General features: G+C 70.3%; 12 protein-coding genes. 9 read left to right on the top strand and 3 right to left on the bottom strand.

The genetic code is table 11. From position 1 onward, the window contains the following. Window positions 1-120: 120 nt before the first annotated feature. From IPJ17_18420 to IPJ17_18395, 6 genes are all read left to right on the top strand, one after another. On the top strand, window positions 121-1,287 hold the full coding sequence (locus IPJ17_18420) for a histidine kinase (GenBank protein QQR73434.1): 1,167 nt from the start codon (window positions 121-123) through the stop codon (window positions 1,285-1,287). Next, the gene (locus tag IPJ17_18415) at window positions 1,284-2,435 is read left to right on the top strand and encodes a histidine kinase (protein QQR73433.1); all 1,152 of its coding nucleotides are present in this window, start codon (window positions 1,284-1,286) and stop codon (window positions 2,433-2,435) included. Before IPJ17_18420 ends, IPJ17_18415 begins: the two co-directional genes overlap by 4 nt. Next, window positions 2,420-3,229, top strand: coding sequence for a response regulator transcription factor (locus IPJ17_18410; GenBank protein QQR73432.1), 810 nt, complete (start codon window positions 2,420-2,422; stop codon window positions 3,227-3,229). Before IPJ17_18415 ends, IPJ17_18410 begins: the two co-directional genes overlap by 16 nt. A gap of 495 nt (window positions 3,230-3,724) precedes the next feature. Continuing rightward, window positions 3,725-6,628 carry a TonB-dependent receptor gene (locus IPJ17_18405; protein QQR73431.1) on the top strand — a complete coding sequence of 968 codons (2,904 nt, stop codon included), beginning with the start codon at window positions 3,725-3,727 and terminating at the stop codon, window positions 6,626-6,628. A gap of 132 nt (window positions 6,629-6,760) precedes the next feature. Next, window positions 6,761-8,950: a sulfatase-like hydrolase/transferase gene (locus IPJ17_18400; protein QQR73430.1), complete on the top strand. Its 2,190-nt coding sequence runs from the start codon at window positions 6,761-6,763 to the stop codon at window positions 8,948-8,950. Between the two features lie 122 nt (window positions 8,951-9,072). Further along, window positions 9,073-9,891 (top strand): transposase, encoded by an 819-nt coding sequence (locus IPJ17_18395; protein QQR73429.1) that lies wholly within the window; start codon window positions 9,073-9,075, stop codon window positions 9,889-9,891. 471 nt (window positions 9,892-10,362) lie between these two features. Here the strand turns inward: IPJ17_18395 and IPJ17_18390 are convergent, their stop codons facing one another. Next, on the bottom strand, window positions 10,363-10,824 hold the full coding sequence (locus tag IPJ17_18390; protein ID QQR73428.1) for a universal stress protein: 462 nt from the start codon (window positions 10,822-10,824) through the stop codon (window positions 10,363-10,365). 52 nt (window positions 10,825-10,876) lie between these two features. Here IPJ17_18390 and IPJ17_18385 point away from each other — a divergent pair, with 52 nt between their 5' ends. Together IPJ17_18385 and IPJ17_18380 are read left to right on the top strand one after the other, a co-directional pair. Next, window positions 10,877-12,040, top strand: a complete 1,164-nt coding sequence (locus IPJ17_18385; GenBank protein QQR73427.1) for an MFS transporter — start codon at window positions 10,877-10,879, stop codon at window positions 12,038-12,040. A 101-nt stretch (window positions 12,041-12,141) separates the two neighbouring features. Beyond that, complete coding sequence (locus IPJ17_18380; GenBank protein ID QQR73426.1) at window positions 12,142-13,038, top strand: oxidoreductase; 897 nt, start codon at window positions 12,142-12,144, stop codon at window positions 13,036-13,038. Window positions 13,039-13,821: 783 nt separating this feature from the next. On the opposite strand, the gene IPJ17_18375 is transcribed toward IPJ17_18380, so the two are convergent. After that, window positions 13,822-14,517, bottom strand: a complete 696-nt coding sequence (locus IPJ17_18375) for a hypothetical protein (GenBank protein ID QQR73425.1) — start codon at window positions 14,515-14,517, stop codon at window positions 13,822-13,824. A 409-nt stretch (window positions 14,518-14,926) separates the two neighbouring features. On the opposite strand from IPJ17_18375, the gene IPJ17_18370 reads away from it, so the two are divergent. Next, window positions 14,927-15,925, top strand: coding sequence for a hypothetical protein (locus IPJ17_18370; protein ID QQR73424.1), 999 nt, complete (start codon window positions 14,927-14,929; stop codon window positions 15,923-15,925). 11 nt (window positions 15,926-15,936) lie between these two features. Here IPJ17_18370 and IPJ17_18365 read toward each other — a convergent pair whose 3' ends face one another. Next, on the bottom strand, window positions 15,937-18,033 hold the full coding sequence (locus IPJ17_18365) for a hypothetical protein (protein ID QQR73423.1): 2,097 nt from the start codon (window positions 18,031-18,033) through the stop codon (window positions 15,937-15,939). Window positions 18,034-18,067 lie beyond the last annotated feature (34 nt).

Below are 18,067 nucleotides of genomic sequence, written 5' to 3'. Positions count from 1 at the left end.
GCCGGTTCACCCCGCGCGGGCACGGCTCGTCCCGCCGGACGCGCGGTTCGTCCCCTCCTGCCCCCAGGGTGGGGCAGATCGAATTAGCCTCCGGTACGTACAGGAGGGGAAGAGCTCGTCATGGGATCGAAACGCCGCCTGCTCGCCTGGTTCGCCGTCTGGCTGGGGCTCGGCCTGTTCTTCACCGTGCGAGCGGCCTGGATCGCCCCGACCTGGAGCTGGAATCCGGCCAACACGCGGTGGGTCTGGGTCAATGCGGCGGTCTTCCAGCTCTCGTTCTATCTCCTCTGGGGGGTCTTCAGCCTGGCAGCGGTGCGTCTCGCCCGACGCTGGCCGCTCTCGGGTCCGGGCTGGCCCGGGCGCCTGCTCCGTCATCTGCCGATCGGGCTGGCGATGGCGGCGATTCACCTGCTCGTGCTGCTCCTGCCCCTCTGGCTCGCCAACGCCCTGCTCGCCGACGGGCGGCCGTTCGACTTCTCCGGCAACCTCGAGCGGGCCTTCCGCTGGCACTTCCACACCGACGTGGCGATCTACGGGCTGATCCTGCTCTCCTGGGAGGCGATCGATTTCGCGCGGCGGGCCGACGACCGGGCGCTCGCGGCCGCACGCCTCGCCGAACAGCTGGCCGAGGCGAGGCTCGCGGCGCTGCGTCTGCAGGTCCGACCGCCGCTGGTGTTCGACACGTTGGAAGCGGTCGGCGTGCAGATGCACGATGACGTCGAAGCGGCCGAGCGGCTGGTCCTGCGACTCGCCGCGTACCTGCGCAGCGTCCTCGACCTCGGCGACGAGACGAGCGTGCCGCTGCGCGAGGAGATCGCGCTGCTCGAGCGCTATCTCGAGATCGAGCGCACGCGACTCGGCGCCCCGCTGCCCCTCGTCTCGGCGGTGGACCCCCGCTCGACGCTCTCCCTGGTGCCCGGGCTGTTGCTCCAGCCGCTCGCCGAGGCCGCGGTGCGCGATGCGCGCGAGGTCGCCGGGCTGGCCCTGCATCTGACCGCGCAGCCGTTGGGGGGGCGCCTGGAGATCGAGTTGCAGCTGCGGGCGAGCGGAGGAGCCCTCTCGGCCGGACCGGCGCTCGCCGAGGCGCTCGTCGCGGCGCGCGCCCGGCTGCGCGCCAGCGATCCGGCCGCTGCGGTCGAGCTCGTCGAATCGACTGCGGCGACGGGGGGAGCTTCGTCCGTGCGCCTGTCGCTGCCCGGGGATGCGGGCCCGGAGGTCGAGCCCGCGGCGCCCGACCTCGCCGCGACGGGGGTGCGGGTCTGGACCCGGCGGGAGCGGGTCGCATGAGCCCTCCCACCTGGGCGGAGGCGGCGCGGTGGGCCCTGGTCTGGCTCGGCCTCGGCGTCTTCTTCGCCAGCCGGCTGGTGACCGCCGGGGCGGTCGACGCGACGCCGGTGGCCTGGAGCGAGGCCCTGGCGCTCTGCGTGCCGTACTGGGCCATCTGGGGAATGCTGGCGCTCGTCGTGGTGCGCCTCGGGCGTGCGTTGCCCCTCGGCAGGCCGGTGCGCCCCGCCCGCTGGCTCGCTCACGTCGGGGCGGCGGTGGTCTTCGCGCTGGTCCACGCCGCGGCGATGCTCGCTCTGGCCAGCCTGCGCGCCGCCGCTGCCGGCGAGGGCGCCACCGACTTCTTCTCCGCGGCATCGTGGGGCGCCGAGCTGCGTGCCGACTTCCACTTCGACGTGCTCACCTACCTGTTCGTGCTGGTGGCGCACCTGCGCATGGAGCGGCGGCGCGAGCTGGCGCGGCGAGAGGTCCAGACCTCGCGCCTCGCCGAGCAGCTCGCCGAGGCGCGCCTCGCCGCGCTGCGCATGCAACTGCACCCGCACTTCCTCTTCAACACCCTGAATTCGATCGCCGAGCTACTGCGGCTCGACGTCGCCGCGGCCGGGACGATGGTGCAGCGCCTCGCCGGCCTCCTGCGCGCGGCGCTCGCCACGGCGAGCGATCCGGAAACCTCGCTCGGCGAGGAGCTGGCGCTCGTCGAGCGCTACCTCGACATCGAGCGGGTGCGCTTCGGCGACCGGCTGGTGATCGTCTTCGACAGCGAGTCGGGCCTCGCCGACGCCGCCGTCCCGGGCCTCGTCCTGCAGCCGCTGGTGGAGAACGCGATGCGGCACGGGCTGGCGCGGCGCTCGCGGCTCGGCCATCTGCGGATCGCCGCGCGCCGGGCGGGGGCGGGCCTCGAGCTCTCGGTCGAGAACGACGGACCCGACGAAGGCGCCGGGCCGTCCGGCGGCGGCTCCGCGCGCCCGAGCTCCGGCCTCGGCCTGGCGAACACGCGCAGCCGACTCGCCGAGCTCTACGGCGATGCCGCGCGCTGCGTCGTCGAAAGCTCTCCCGAACGCTACCGCGTGCGACTCGAGCTGCCGCTTCGCCGGCGCGAGACGCGACCGGCGCCACCCTGCCCTGCGGAGGTCTCATGGAATCGCGCCTGAGAGTCCTGGTCGTCGACGACGAGCCGCTGGCGCGACATCGCCTGCGCCGCCTGCTCGCCTCCGAGGCCGGTGTCGAGGTGGTCGGCGAGTGCGCCTCGGCCGCCGAAGCCGAGGCGGCGCTCGCCTCGGGGCCGGTCGACCTTCTGCTGCTCGACGTCCAGATGCCGGGCGAGGACGGCTTCGAGCTGCTCGAGCGGCTGCCGCGCGAGCGGCGGCCGCAGGTGGTCTTCGTCACCGCGCACGATCAGTATGCGATCCGCGCCTTTCGCGTCCACGCGCTCGACTTCCTGCTCAAGCCGGTCGAATCGTCGAGCCTGCACGAGGCCGTGGCGCGAGCCCGCGAGCGGGCGGCCGAAGAGGAGCGGGCGGGCGAGCGGCGCGACAGCGCAGACGACCTCGACCGGCGCCTGCGCTCGCTGCTCGCCGAGCTGGCGAGCCCGCCGCGGACGCTCGATCGTCTCCTGGTGCGCGACGGCGGACGGATCGACTTCGTTCACGCCGACGAGGTCAACTGGTTCGAGGCCGCCGGAAACTACGTGCGCCTGCATCTCGGCGAGCGCCGCCTGCTGCTCCGCCAGACCCTCTCGGCGCTCGAAGAGCAGCTCGACCCGCGCCGTTTCCTGCGCATCCATCGTTCGGTGATCGTCCAGCTCGACCGCGTCCGTGAGCTGCACCGCCTCGCCGGCGGCGATTTCGCGGTGGTGCTCGACAGCGGCGAGCGGCTGACCTTGAGCCGAACCTATCGCGAGCGCTTCGAGGCCGCCGTCGGGATCGCTTCCGACGACGCCGGCTGAACGGCTCCACCCCGCTGAATCGTTGCTCCACGGCGACGGATCGATCGCCGATTCTGACCAGTCGTCGTGATCGCGGGGCGACTCGTCGCTGTCGCGGGACGAGTCGCGAGGGGCTCGTTCTCGCCGCGGCGCTCTTCTTCAAATGCTTGGACCCGGACGGGCCGAGGCGAGCGGCGAGACGAGCGCAGGCGACCGGCTCGCACCGCGATTCGCCACGGCGCTCCGACCGCTCGTCCCGCAACGCTTCCGGGTCGTCCCTGAAAGGCCCGGTGACGGGTCTCGCGGGCAGAGCCATTGCGTTGAGGACCGGTGCTGCGGCGACACCAGCCGATCACGGCCGTCGAAGCGGCGCTCGTTCGACCCGGGGTCGGCGACGCGCTCCGCAGCGCAGAACGCGGCGGCGGTCGTCCGGGATCGCCAGGAGCCGCGACGGTCGACAACGATTCGGGGACGAGCCGGACGCCGCCCCGAGACGAGCGATGGAAGGAGGCAGCAATGAGACGCAGCATCCTCTCGATCCTGAGTCTGGCCCTCGTCCTCGCCCTGAGCGCGGGGCAGGCCTGGGCGCAGGGCTCCCAGACCGGCATCCTCATCGGCACGGTGCAGAGCAACGACGGCTCGCCCCTGCCCGGTGTGACGGTGACGGTCACCTCCGAGGCGCTGATCGGCGAGCGCACGGCGTCGACGGCGATCAACGGCGATTTCGTCATCCGCGGCCTGCCGCCGGGCGAGTACAAGGTCGCCTTCCGGCTGGACGGGATGAGCGCCGTCGAGCGCACGGCGAATCTGCCGCTCGGCGGCACCGCGCGGGCGGACGCGACGATGGAGGTGGCGGCGGCGCAGGAGACGATCGTCGTCACCGGCGAGACGCCGTCGGTGCTCGAGACGGTGACCGTCGGTGCCAACTACCGGGCGGAGACGATCAACCAGTTGGCCACCGCACGGACGGTGGCGGGAATCGCCGAGCTTTCTCCCGGCCTCACCGACAACACCCCCAACGCCGACCAGGTGACGATCTCCGGCGGCTTCGCCTACGACAACCTGTTCCTGATCAACGGCGTCGACGTCAACGACAACCAGTTCGGCAGCCCGAACAACCTGTTCATCGAGGACGCGATCGAGGAGACCCAGGTGATGACCTCGGGGATCTCGGCCGAGTTCGGGCGCTTCTCGGGCGGCGTGGTCAACGCGATCACCAAGAGCGGCGGCAACATCTTCACCGGCGCGGTGCGCACCGACCTCACCAACCCGGCCTGGACGACCGAGAGCACCTTCGAGAAGGACCGTGGCATCACGCGCGCGGACAAGCAGGACAAGGTCTACTCGGCGGTCCTCGGCGGACCGGTGGTGAAGGACCGGCTCTGGTTCTTCGTCGCCGGGCGCAGCGCCGATACCTCGACGCAGGGCACCTTCAACCGGATCGGCTCGCCCTACGTCGTCACCCAGGAGGACCGGCGCTACGAGGCCAAGCTCACCGGTGCGATCGCCGCCAACCACTCGTTGACCGCGAGCTACATCGAGAACACCACCTCGCAGTTCGGCCGCCGCTCGTTCGGTTTCACCATCGACCCGCGGGCGATCGAGGACCGCGAGCTGCCGAACGACCTGATCGCGCTGCGCTACAACGGCGTGCTCAGCCCGAGCCTCTTCGGCGAGGTGCAGTATTCGAAGCGCAAGTTCGGCTTCCGCCGCAGCCTGCCGGAAGGCACGCTGACGATCCCGAAGGACTCGCCGTTCTTCACCCTGGACGGCAACCACTACAACGCCGTCTACTTCGACGCCACCGATCCGGAGGATCGCGACAACCAGCAGCTCGCCGGCGCGCTCTCCTACTTCAAGGCGTCGGAGAGCCTCGGCAGCCACGACCTCAAGGCCGGCTTCGAGCGCTTCACCTCGACGAACGTCGGCGGCAACTCGCAGACCGCCACCGGCTACGTCTTCTACGCCGACTACGTCGGGGCGCCGGGAACGCCGACGCTCGACAGCCAGGGGCGCTACATCCCGATCTGGAACACCGGCGAGAACCTGATCCTCAACTGGATCCCGACCCGTGGCGCCAAGATCGACATCACGACCGATTCGTTCTACGTCAACGACCGCTGGAGCCTCAGCAGTCACTGGTCGTTCAACCTCGGTGCGCGCTACGAGAAGGTGCGCAGCGAAGCGACCGGCGGCATCCAGATGGTCGACACCGACACCATCGTGCCGCGCCTCGGAGCCTCCTTCGACCTGAAGGGGGACGGCAAGTACAAGTTCGACGTCACCTACGCCGAGTACGCCGGTCGTTACTCCGACGGGCAGTTCAGCCAGAACTCGCCGGTGGGCAATCCGGCGCTGGTCTACTACGCCTACCTCGGCCCGAGCGGCCAGGGCGTCGACTTCGCCCCGGCCTACGATCAGACCAACTGGCAGATCGTCGGAGCCAACTTCCCGACCTCGAACGTCTTCGTCGCCGACAACCTCAAGTCGCCGACGACGCAAGAGTTCACTCTCTCGGCGGGTGTGGGCCTGCCGCGCGGCGGCTATCTGAAGGCGGTCTACACCGCGCGCAAGGTCAAGGACTTCGTCGAGAACTTCATCGACACGACGACGGGCAAGACCGAGATCGTCTACCAGGGCGAGAGCTTCGGCGAAGTCGACAACACGGTGCTGCGCAACAGCAACCTGCCGAAGCGCGAGTACCAGGCCGTGCAGCTGCAGGGCGGATATCCGATCACCGACGCCTGGCGGGTCGAGGGTCACTGGACCCACCAGTTCAAGAACGACGGCACCTTCGAGGGTGAAGGCGCCAACACTCCGGGGACCAGCTCGCTGATCGGCAACTACCCCGAGCTCTACTCGCTCGCGCGGGTGAACCCGGACGGTCGCCTCAACGACTTCGAGGCCGACAAGATCCGGCTCTGGACCACCTACCGCCTCGACTTCGGCCACTTCGGTGCGCTCGACCTCGGGTTGCTCTACCGCTACGACTCGCCGCTGACTTTCAGCTACGTGGCGAACAACCGGCCGTTCTCCTCGCAGGAGCTGGCCCGCTGGTCGGCCGCCGGCTATGCGGTCTGCCCGGCCTCGCCCAACGGCGTGCCGTGCAGCCAGAACCTCTTCTTCGGCGAGCGCGGAGCCGGAGAGTTCGACACCATCCAGGCCCTCGACCTGTCGCTCAACTACGCTCTGCCGATCTGGAAGACGGTCGAGCCGTGGCTGAAGCTCGAGGTCCGCAACCTGACCAACGAGCAGAACCTCGTCACCTTCGCGACGACCGTTCGCGCGGATCCGACGAGCCCGCTCGACGCCGACGGACTGCCGACCGGCTACATTCCGGCCGCGACCTTCGGTACGGCGACGAACGACACGTATCAGCAGGCCCGCACCTTCCAGGCGTCGCTCGGCATCCGCTTCTGACGCCCAGGTGACTCGTCCTCCCGGGAGGAGCCGGCGCTCCGGCTCCACCTCCTTCGCCCCCATCCGCCGTCCGGTTCGGGACGGCGGGTGGGGTCTTCTTCGTTCGAGCGTCGTTCGACGAGGAGGTACGGCGTGAAGCGAAACGACTCGAGATCCACCGGCCGTGCCCTCGGCTGGCCCGCGCTCGCGCTGTTCGGGGCCTTGCTCGCTCACCTCGCCTGCGCGCCGGGCTCGCGGCCGGCGAACGAGCCGACCTACCGCCGAGCACCGATCGTCCTGGTGTCGATCGACACGCTGCGCGCCGACCATCTTCCGGCCTGGGGCTACACCCGGGGAGAGACGCCGGCGATCGACGTGCTGGCACGCGAGTCGATTCGCTTCGCCAACGCCTTCTCACCCTGTCCGCTGACCTTGCCGGCGCATCTTTCGATTCTCAGCGGCCTGACGCCGGTCGAGCACGGCGTGCGCGACAACCTCGGCTATGCCTACGACGGAGCGAGTCACCCGACGCTGGCGAGCTGGCTCCGTCCAGCCGGCTACGCGCGCGGTGCGGCGGTCTCCGCCTACGTGCTGCGCGGTGCGAGCGGGCTGGGGGGAGAGTTCGACTTCTACGACGACGAGCTACCAGGGGTGCGGGCGGATCTCGCCGCGGCGGCCGGTGCGGCACAGCGCCCGGGGTCGATGGCGGCGGATCGGCTGCTCGCCTGGATCGGCCGGCAGGGAGATCGTCCCTTCTTCGCCTGGCTGCACCTCTACGAGCCGCACACGCCCTACGCCGCCCCGGCGCCGTTCGCCGCGCGCCTCGCCGATCCGTATGACGCCGAGATCGCCGCCGCGGATGCGGTGGTCGGTCGCTTCCTCGGCGCGCTGCGGGCGAGCGGGATCTACGATCGGGCGATCGTCGTGCTGCTCTCCGATCATGGCGAAGGGCTCGGCGAGCACGGCGAGGCCGAGCACGGCATCCTGCTCAACCGCTGGGCGCTCCACGTTCCGCTCCTGCTGAAACTGCCGCAAGGAGAGCGCGGCGGCGAGACGGTGGACACGCCGGTGGCCCTGATCGACGTGGCGCCGACGCTCTCGCGCCTCGTCGGCGTGGCGGCTCCGGCGGCGGTGGGCGAGCGCTCGCTGCTCGACGGCGAGCGGCTGACGCGGCGCGCCGAGCGTGGCCTCTACGCCGAGACCTACTATCCGCGGATCCACCTCGGATGGAGCGAGCAGACGGGACTCCTGGCCACCCGCTTCCATCTCATCGAAGGGGGCGGACGAGAGCTCTACGACTGGCGTGCCGATCCGCGCGAGCTCGAGGAGAGGAGCGCCGCCGAACCGGAACGGGTGCGGGAGCTCGCGGCGGCGCTGGCGCGGCAGCGGGGTGCGTACGAACCGCCCGGGACGGGAAACGCCGAGGAGGTCGCGGCGATGCGGTCGCTCGGCTACCTCGGCGGCTCGGCGACGCACGCGAGCGGCGGCGACCTGCCGGCGCCCCGCGCGCGGATCCACCTGATCGCGCAGTTGAGCTCCGCCTTGCGGCTGGCGGCGGCCGGCCAGAACGAGGCGGCGGCGAGCGGTCTGCGCGAGGTGCTGCGGGAGAGCCCCGAGCTCTTCGACGCCCAGGTGGCGCTCGCCGAAGTGTCGGCGCGCGCCGGCCGGCCGGCCGAGGCGCTGTCGGCGTACGAGCGCGCCTGTGCACTTTCGCCGGCGCTGGCGAGCGGCCTGGTGCTGCCGATGGCCCGCCTGCAGCTCGAGCTCGGGCGGTTCGACGAGGCGGAGCGCCATGCGCGGGCAGGAGCCGCCGGACAGCCGGGAGCGGCTGAGCTGCTGCTGGCGCGGATCGCGATGGCGAAGGGAGATCCGGTGGGCGCGGAGCAGGCGGCGAGGCGAGCGGAGCAGACGCCGGATGCCTGGCCGGGAGCGGCGACGATCCGTGCCGAGTTGCGGCTGCGTGCCGGTGCGCCCGAGGAGGCGCTCGCCATCCTCGACGCGGCGGAGGAGCGGCGGCGAGGAGAAGGGGGCGAGCCGGTCGCCGACCTGGAGTTCCTGCGCGGCGAGGCGTTGGGGAGAGTCGACCGCCTCGGCGAGGCGGAGCAGGCGTTCCGACGGGAGATCGCGGCGTTTCCCACGGCGACCCAGGCCTATTCGCGGTTGGCCCTGGTGCTCGGGCTGACGGGGCACGGACGGCGCGAGGTCGAGGAGGTGCTCGAGGCGATGGTGGCACGGCGTCCCGACGCGGAGACCGCCGCGCTCGCCCGCCGCACGCTCTCCACCCTCCAAGGTGCCACCCTCCAAGGTGCCAGCCACCTGGTGCGAGATCACGGCGGCCGTTGACGTCTTCTGGAGACATGGGACGACGACTACGCTATGTGCCGCCCGGAGGTGCCCTCGTCGAGGTCACCGCGCGGACGATCCAATCCAGGCTTCTACTTCGGCCCTCCCGGGAGTTGCGGGAGATGACCCTCGGGGTCCTCGGGCGCGCGCAGCGACTCTACGGAATGTCGATCTGCGGATTCGCCTTCCTGTCCAACCACTACCACCTCCTGGTCTGGGCACGTGACGCCGAGCAACTCGCCCGCTTCGTGGGCTATCTCAATTCGAAGTTGGCCCGGGAAGTCGGACGGATTCACGCTTGGCGCGAGAAGGTCTGGGGGCGCCGATATCAGTCGATCGTGGTGAGCGACGAGCAGGAGGCCCAGGTCGAGCGGCTCTTCTACCTGCTGCAGCAAGGTTGCAAGGAGGGCCTCTTCGCCGATCCGGAGGACTGGCCCGGTGCAACCAGTGTGCGAGCGATGCTCCACGACGAGCCTCTGGTGGGTCGATGGATCGACCGGACGTCGAAGGGTTCGCCCCGGGAAAGGTCGGAACGGGACGATCGAGAGGGAGACGAGTCCCGTGAGCTCGTCACCCTCGACCCTCTGCCGGCGTGGAGTCATCTGGAGCCCACAGAGCGACAGAGGAGAGTCGGGGAGCTCGTGGCCCGCGTGCGAGATGCTGCGGCGGCACGACAGAGCCGTCACGGGAGGCCAGCGGGAGCCCACGAGGTGATGCTCCACGATCCGCACGAGGTGCCGCTCGAGAGCTCTCGCGGGTCAGCACCGTGGGTGCATGCGGCGACGCGAGCGCGGCGCCTGGCTTTCCTCGCGGCCTATCGCCTCTTCGTCGCGGCGTTTCGCCGCGCCGCCGACGCGCTGAGGGCGGGATGTGTTCCCGTCGAATTCCCCGCTGGCTGCTTTCAGCCCTCTCGTGGCTTCATTCGCGCAGCGCCCAGCTGAGGGCCACGAGAGCTCGGTGCGCGGCCTCGAGGGTGGATCGAGTCAAAGCGCGGGGATGACCGGTGGACGGCCCGTGGAGCGGCCGCGAGGAGAGGCGCGTCGAGATCGTTCGACATTCTCGGTGGGGAGTGCCTCAGGTCGTGCGCGGCCGGCGATTGCTGGGTCGAGAATCGCACTTGGACGGAGCCCGCGAGGATGAGCGGGCGTCCGTGCGACCCGGAGTGGCCCCGTTCCCGGAGAAGTGCCTGGCACCAAGGACTCATCCACTCGACGGCGCTGACGAGGTGGCTGACACCATGCGGAGGAGATCACAGCGGGGGTGCGAGTCGTGTCATTTTTCGGCGGGCGCGAGCGCACTAGCGTTGTCGCAGCCGACCGAGCCTGCTCCGGTGGGTCCGAACGGCGACCCTCCCTCCGCGGCACCGGGATCCCGACAATCCCGGTGCCGCCCCTCCTTTTCGCACGTCCCGTCTACTTCACCAGCAGGATCGGGCAGCCCGCGAGAATCGCCACCTTGTGGCTGATGCTGATCCAGTCCGCGCCCGGCTGCGCGGTAGAGACGCGGTGCGAGCTCATCACGATCAGGTCGCAGTCGAGCTCGGCGGCCGTCTCGACGATGGTGTGGGCGCGACGTCCGTAGACGATACGGGTCGCGACGCGGCGGTCGCCGAGCTCGGCGAGCATGGTCTCCATCCGCTCGCGCGCCCGTTCCTCCAGGCGCTCGTAGAAACGGTCGAGCTCCTCGTCGACCTCTCCGTCGACCGCGCGAGGGGTGTGCATGCGGGCGGGATCGTCGTCGCGAAGGTCACCGTCGATCCGTTCGATGACGTGCAGGAGGGTGACCTGCCCCCCTCCCGCGAGCTCGCGAGCGACGGCGAGAGCGCCGTGGTTCTTCGGTGCGAAATCGACCGGTACGAGGATGTTGTCGAACATGCATCTAGGGTAGCAGCCCTCTCTGGTACAGTCTCCTCCCCGGCCCGCGACCGTGCTTGCCTCTCGTCACCCGCTGTTCACGCCGCGTTTCCTCGCCATCTGCGCCGTCTCCTTCGCGGCGGCAGCGGCTTCGTTCCAGCTCTTTCCGGCGGCACCGTTTCGCATTCGCGCGCTCGGCGGCTCGACGGCGACCAGCGGTCTCTTCCTCGGTCTGCTCACCTACGGCTCGGCGCTCTCGGCGCCGTGGACCGGCGCGCTCGCCGATCGCCTGGGGCGGCGGCGCGTCCTGGCGGCGGCGGGGCTCGTGCTCGCGGTCCTCGGGGCTCTCTACGCGGTGGTGCCGCGCTGGGAGTTTCTCGTGCTCCTCGCCCTGCCGCACGGGATTGCCTGGTCGAGCGTGCTGACGGCGGCCTCGGCCTACGTCAGCGACCTCGTGCCGATCGAGCGGCGCGCCGAGGGAATCGCCTACCATGGCCTCGCTTCGACCTTCGCCATCGCCTCGGCGCCGACGCTCGGATTCGCTCTCGCCGGCTTCGGCTGGGGCTGGCTCTGCGCCTCGATCGTGGCCTTCTACCTCGCGGTCGCGCTGCTCGCGCTGCGGCTGCCCGAGAGCGGGAGGCCGCCGGCGGCGAAGCTCTCCGAGATCGCCGCCCTGTTCTCGTGGCGGACGGTGGAGTGGAGGACGCTCGCCTTCTCCGGCACGCTCCTGCTCGTCTCCTTCGGCTACGGCGGCGTGACGAGCTTCGTCGCGCAGCTCGCCGAGGCGCGCGGGATCACTCCGCGCGGGATCTTCTTCACCGTCTTCGCCGGCACGATGCTCGTCTGTCGCCCGCTCCTCGGCTCCTCGCTCGATCGTTTCGGCGCGCGCCAGGCGGTGCCGGTGTGCATCGTGCTGGTCGCCTCCGGGCTCGGGGTTCTGCCCTTCGCCGAGGGCTGGCTCACGCTGACGATCGCCGCCGTGCTCTTCGGCGGTGGCTTCTCCACCTTCTATCCGGCCTTCTCGGCGCAGGTCCTGCGACGAGTCGGCGCGGATCGTCGTGGCGCCGCCTTCGGGGCGATGCTGGCGGCCTTCGACGTCGGCATCGGCTCGGGCTCGGTGTTGCTCGGACCGCTCGCCGCACGTCTCGGGTTCGGCGGCGCCTTTGCCATCGCCGCGGCGGTGGCTGCTTCGGCCTGGCCGTTCTTCCTCTGGAGCGAACGGCGCTTCTCCTCCTGAGGCCGCCGCTGCGCCGAGCGCTTGTCGCGGGCCCCACATCGCGAAGCCGGCGAGGTAGGTAGCCTCCGCCAAACCTCTCGAGGAGGAAGCGGATGGAGCCGATGGACGCACAGACGCAGGCCGGGACGCCAACAGCGCGAACCAAGATCAAGGATCTGGAAGTCATGGTGGCCGACGTTGTCGTCGAGGCGAGCGACACCACGACGTTGGTGCTCTTCACCGGCAACGATCGGCTCGACTACCAGCCCGGGCATTTCCTCACCATTCGGCCGCAGCAGTTCGAGGCGCTCGAGCGTTTCACGCGCTACTTCGAAGAGTGCAAAGGTCGACGTGAACCGGCGCGGGCCTATTCGCTTTCGTCGGCTCCGCACGAGAAGATGCTCGCGATCACCGTCAAGGAAGAGCGGTACCTGCCGGGTGTCACCAAGTACCCGCCGCTTCTCTCGCCGTTGCTGGTGTGGCGAACCGGTCGCGGCACGCGGATGCAGGTGACCGGTTTCGGCGGGCCCTACGTCCTGCCGGCGGACATCGAATCGCGCACCGATCATCTCCTGCACCTGTGCGCCGGTTCGGGAGTGGTACCGAACTTCAGCATCCTGAAGCAAGCGCTCGCCACCGGCATGCGTCTCCGGCACACGCTCGTCTACGGCAACAAGAGCTGGGCGGACGTGATCTTCCGCCGTCAGCTTGCCGAGCTCGAGCAACAGTTCCCGGAGCGCCTGCGCGTCGTTCACCTGCTATCGCGCGAGAGCGGGCCGGAGCGGTTGGGGCGAGACGTCCGTCCAGGCAGACTGAGGCTGGAGACCTTGCGCGAGCTCGTCCCGGACCCGAGCGCGGTCGAGGTCTTCGCCTGTGGGCCGGCGGTTTCGAAGTGGGAGCGAGAAGCGGCGCGCTCTCGTGGCGAGGAGCCCAAGCCGCGCTTCCTCGAGTCGGCGCTCGCGGCGCTCGACGCGCTCGGCGTGCCGAAGGCGCGAATCCACCAGGAAAGCTACGGCTGAAGCCGTCGATTCGGCCGTCCAGCGACTGGCTCACTCGAGCCGACCGTCGCCCCGGAAGCGCGACGCCGTCCTCGAAGCCATCGCGCAGGACGAGCGTGCAGCTGGAGAGGATGGCAGCCCCGAGGTCCAGATTGGCGGTGATCAGACGGTCCCCGGCAGGCGCCATCGCGCTGGCCATCGGCGCGGGGATTGCTCCCGCGGCGACAGGAGCGGCTGGCGTCCAAGCGTCCACGGCGAATGCGCGGTCGACGAAAGTGCCCAGGGCCGCGTCGAACACCGTGCCGACCGCATGGGCGACGCCGGGTGCGGAGGCCGCCGAGGCGAGATATGGGGCGGTTCCCGTGGCGGCGATGCTGCCGAGCTCGTTGGGGGTCGCGGGGTTGGCGGATCCGACGGTCACGCACGAGCCGCCGCGAGCAAACAGGCCTACCCCGTCGCGAATTGCGAGGTCGACAGCGTACGCGGTTCCGATCGAGACCAGGTTGACGAGAACGAGGTTCGTCGCGCCAGCAATGTCGATCACCGCCACGTGCGTGGCACTGTTGAGGATGACGTAGGCGTGCGGTCCCGAGAGCGCCACCTCCCCGGCGAAGAAGCCGAGCGCCACGCTGTCTGGAACCGTCGGTGCGGAAGGATTGGTGACGTCGATCATCGCGGCCTGTTGTGCCGGCCCGGTGGAGGCGTCGGCGTGTGTACCTGCCAAAGCGATCGACTCGATGCCCACGCCGGACACGATGTTGACCACCCCCGATTCGGTGGGCGAGGCGGGATTGGAGACGTCGATCACGTGGACGTTGCCGAACGAGTCGCCGACGATGGCGAGCGAGCCGGTGAGGACGAACGGACCGGAGGAAAGCAGCGGAGCATCGGCGTTGGCACGTCGAGCACGGACAGACCGGTCGTTTGATCGGCGACGAAGGCGCGATCGGCGTAGGCGCCGCCTCCGAGGTCGAAGCGATCGACCACGACCTCCGTCGAGTTGCTCCGGTAGGGCGTGCCGTGGACAGAGCTGCCGCGCGGTATGGGACCGCTCGGGTGGTCGTACTCGACGATCTGGACCCCACGGTTCCGGCGCGTGACGAAGAGCCGCTCGATTGGAGGTTGCAGAAAGCCCCCGTCGGTCGGGCCGAAGGCGAGGCCCACGGCGCGGCCGCCGACCGCGACGTGGCGGGTCATCACCGGCCGAGACGGCGAGGAGTCGTCGACCAGAGCGACTTCTTCGATTCCCATCGACACCGCCGCGAGGCCCGCCACTGTCGGCGAGAGGGCGATGGCGACGACCTGTCCGGGCAGAGTGACCTTGCCGACGATCGGGGGCGTGACCAGCGGGTCGCTGACGTCGGCCAGCGCGAGCTCTCGTCCGCGGCCGAACAGAGCGACGGTGCCATCGAGGGCTGCGGTGTAGGAGGGCCCGAGCGGCCAGACGCGCACTTCGGCGTTGCACGAGGTGGGCTGAGCGAACGCGGGCGGCGACGCCAACAGCAGGGCAACGGCACAGGAGACTCCCGGGATCGAGAGCGATCGAGACCTTCGGGACGTGAGAATGACTCCCGTCTGAGTTCCCGAAAGCCTCGAGGTGCCTGCGCAATCCAGCCCGTGATGCCGTCCCTCTACGGGCGGCGGAAATCCGGCCGAGCTCGAGGGGAACGAGCCTCACGGCGGGTCGTGGCGTCGGGTGCCGGCAGTTGACGCCGGCGGCCTGCGTCACGTTCCCGGGCACGCGCTCGTCTCGTTCGGCTACGGCAGCGTGACGAGCTTCGTCGCGCAGCTCGCCGAGGCGCGCGGGGAGCGCGGGCAAGGTGGGCCGTCGGCGAGCCGAAGGGCGCGAGATCCCTTTGTCGCCTTCCGTGGTACCTTGGACGGCAGCACACCTCGAGAGGAGGAGCCGATGCGGAGCGATCTCGTCGTCCGTCTCTTTCTCGCCCTGTCCGCGCTTCCGTGCCTGGCCAACGCGCAATCCGTGGCCACGCTCGCTCTGGTGCCCACCGGCGACCGCGAAGTCGGGGCGGTGAGCCCGGCCTCCGGAGCGGTGAGCCTGCCGGGGAGCCCGATCAACGGCGGTTCTTCCCTCTCCACGTCGAGCGGGGTCAACGCGCTCGACCCGACGGGGAATCGCTTCTTCTTCGTCGGCTCGACCGACGCTGGCTCGACCTGGAAGCTCTTTCGCATCCATCCGGGGACTGGCGCCGTGCTCGGCTCGCCGACCCTCTCCGGTGGATCGACGAGCCTCGACGGCATCCAGTACGACGACGGCGAGGGGGTGCTCTACGCTCTCGCCAGCGTCGCCAGCGGAGACCGCCAACTCGCCACCGTCGACATCGCGACCGGCGCGGTGACCCTGCTCTTCTCCCCGATTGCCGGCGGAAGCCTGCCGTCGGTCTCCGGTGGCGACGACCTCGACGCCGCTGGCAATCGCTATTTCTTCGTCGGATCGCCTGGCGGGACGGAGCGGATCTACACCGTCGACACCGCGACGGGTGTGGTGACCAGTCCGGTGCTCTCGGGGGCGACGATCAACGGCATCCAGGGCCTCGAGTACGATCCGGGCGAGGCGGTGCTCTACGCGTTGGCGAGCGTCGGCGGGAGCTTCGACCGTCAACTGGCGACGATCAACCCCGCGACCGGCGCAGTGACCCTGCTCGGCGCGCCGATCGCCGGCATGAGCCTGCTGACGACCTCCGGGAACGACACGCTCGATCCCGCGGGCAATCGCTACTACTTCACCGGTCAGCCTTCGGGGGGGAACTGGAAGATCTACGCGATCAACACGACGAACGGCGCGGTCGCGACGAACCCGGATCTCAGCGGCGACTCGACGACGCTCTTCGGTCTGGAGTGGGACGCGGGGGCTCTTCCGGTCGAGCTGCTGGGCGTCCGCGTCGACTGACGGAGAGACGCTCAGCTCCCGGCTTTCGCGCTCCAGCGGCCGGGGAGACCGGCGCCGTCCTCGAAGCCGTCGCGCAGGACGATCGAGCAGTTCGAGATCAGCGTGACGCCGAGGTCGAGGTTGGCGGTGATCAGACGGTCTCCGGCAGGTGCGATGGAGCGCACGGTGGGCGAGCGAATCGCGCCGACGGCGACCGGCGCGGCTGGCGTGCGCACATCGACGGCAAACGCCTGTCCGACCACCGTGCCGATCGCCAGGTCGATGCTCGAGCCCACGAGGTGGGCGAATCCCGGTGCCGCGGCGACCTCGAGCGAGTTGACCCCGGTCCCCGTGAGCAACGTGCTGCCGAGCTCGACCGGCACGGCGGGGGAGGAGAGGCCGAGCGTGGTGAGCTGATTGCCGCGGGAGAGGAGCCCGATCCCGCCGCCGAGCGCGATATCGCTTGCCGCGGAGCTGAGCGGCGCCGCGCTCTGCAGAACGAGGTTGGCCGGATCCGCGACGTCGACGACCGCCAACTGCGAGCTTCCGTCGAGCGCGATGTAGGCAAGGTTGCCGTTGACGACGACGCCCCGGGGCGAGGCGCCGAGCGGAACGGTATCCTGGACCACGGGTGTCGCCGGATTCGAGAAGTCGACGGAGGCGAAGAGCTGGGCGTTGAGCGCGGTCACGAAGGCGTGCGTCCCGGACACCGCGATGGAGCCGAGGTAGCCGCCCGGCACGGTGGTGACGTTGACCACGCCGAGCTCCGCCGGAGCGCTGGGCGTGGAGACGTCGAGCACGTGGAGGTTTCCGTTGAAGTCCCCGACCAGGGCGAGCGTCCCCGAAAGCGCGACCGAGAAGCCCGAGAACCCGAAGCTGAACGGCGGCGAGACCTGCGTCGGCCCGCCGGGCGCGAGCAGGTCGACGACGTTCAACCCGAAGGAGAAGTCGGTGACGAAGGCGTAGCGGTCGTTGGCTGCGGCGTCGTAGGCGGTGCCAGCGGTGAGCACGGAGGCGCGCACGGTGAGCGACATCGGCGGCCCGGCGACGATCTGGTAGGAGAGCAACCCCGCCTGCTCGGCGGCGAGGAAGAGGTTCGCCGGTCCGGCGGCGGCGCCGTGCACGCGCCCGGCGGTGCTGCCGGTGGTCGCGAGCTGGGTCAGGTTGGCGAGATCGGAGATGTCGATCACCCGCGCGCCGCCGTAGCTCGCCGCCGCGACGAGCCGCAGGCCGTCGCGCGCGAGGTCTTCGACGTCGTAGGGCGCGTTCGGGAGGGTCAGCGCGTACTGCGTCGCGAGCTGAGCTCCCACGATGCTGAAGGCACGAAGGCCGGCGCTGCCGGCGGCGACGAACAGCCGGTCGGTCTGACCGATCGGCAGGGTCCCGTCGCGGTGCAGCAGAAGACTCCTTGCGGCGGCCGAGCCGCTCAGCGCAATGGGTCCGCCGATCAGCGTCGGAAAGTCGGGATTCGCCACGTTGAGCACCGTGACACCGGCGTTCTGGTCGGCCACGAAGGCGCGATAGCCGTAGAACCCCGCGCCCAGCTCGAAGCGGTCGACGACGACGTCGGCCGAGTTGCTCTGCGACGGCGAGGTGTGCGTGAAGCTGCCGCGCAGGACCGCTCCGGACGGATTGTCGTACTCGACGATCTGGATCCCCAGGTTCAGGCGGGCGACGAAGAGCATCTCGATCGGCGGAAGAAGGAAACCCCCGTCGGTCGGACCGAAGGCGAGTCCGTAGGCGCGCCCGCCGACCGCGAAGTGACGGGTCATGACCGGAGCCGATGGCGTCGAGACGTCGACGAGGGCGACGCCTTCGGTGTCCATCGCCACGGCCGCGAGGCCGGGCACGGTGGGCGAGAGGGCGATGGCTCGCACCTGACCCGGAAGCGTCACCCTGCCGAGGATCGGCAGCGGCTGCGTGTTCGGTGCGGCGATGCTCACCACGGTGAGCTCACGCCCGCGACCGAGCAGCGCGCGGGTGCCGTCGAGCGCCACGGCATAGGAGGGGCCGAGCGGCCAGACCTTCACCTCGGCGTTGCACGAGGTGGGCTGGGCGGAGGCAGGAACCTCGGCAGCCATCAGGGCCGCGAAACAGAGGACGAGCAGGGTCGGGACCGACCGGGTCATGGCTATCTTCTCCTGAGTTTTGAGGGCGAAGAGT

The sequence above is a fragment of the Holophagales bacterium genome (genome assembly GCA_016699405.1).
Lineage (GTDB): Bacteria > Acidobacteriota > Thermoanaerobaculia > Multivoradales > JAGPDF01 > JAAYLR01.
Note: the sequence above shows the minus strand (reverse complement) of the source record. Positions and strands in the feature narration are given on the sequence as shown.

Excerpts from the sequence above, each read along its gene's own strand:
- IPJ17_18390 (QQR73428.1), bottom strand. The coding sequence starts at position 10,824 with ATGTTCGACAACATCCTCGTACCGGTCGATTTCGCACCGAAGAACCAC.
- IPJ17_18395 (QQR73429.1), top strand. The coding sequence starts at position 9,073 with ATGACCCTCGGGGTCCTCGGGCGCGCGCAGCGACTCTACGGAATGTCG.
- IPJ17_18365 (QQR73423.1), bottom strand. The coding sequence starts at position 18,033 with ATGACCCGGTCGGTCCCGACCCTGCTCGTCCTCTGTTTCGCGGCCCTG.
- IPJ17_18370 (QQR73424.1), top strand. The coding sequence starts at position 14,927 with ATGCGGAGCGATCTCGTCGTCCGTCTCTTTCTCGCCCTGTCCGCGCTT.
- IPJ17_18410 (QQR73432.1), top strand. The coding sequence starts at position 2,420 with ATGGAATCGCGCCTGAGAGTCCTGGTCGTCGACGACGAGCCGCTGGCG.
- IPJ17_18420 (QQR73434.1), top strand. The coding sequence starts at position 121 with ATGGGATCGAAACGCCGCCTGCTCGCCTGGTTCGCCGTCTGGCTGGGG.
- IPJ17_18415 (QQR73433.1), top strand. The coding sequence starts at position 1,284 with ATGAGCCCTCCCACCTGGGCGGAGGCGGCGCGGTGGGCCCTGGTCTGG.
- IPJ17_18380 (QQR73426.1), top strand. The coding sequence starts at position 12,142 with ATGGACGCACAGACGCAGGCCGGGACGCCAACAGCGCGAACCAAGATC.
- IPJ17_18405 (QQR73431.1), top strand. The coding sequence starts at position 3,725 with ATGAGACGCAGCATCCTCTCGATCCTGAGTCTGGCCCTCGTCCTCGCC.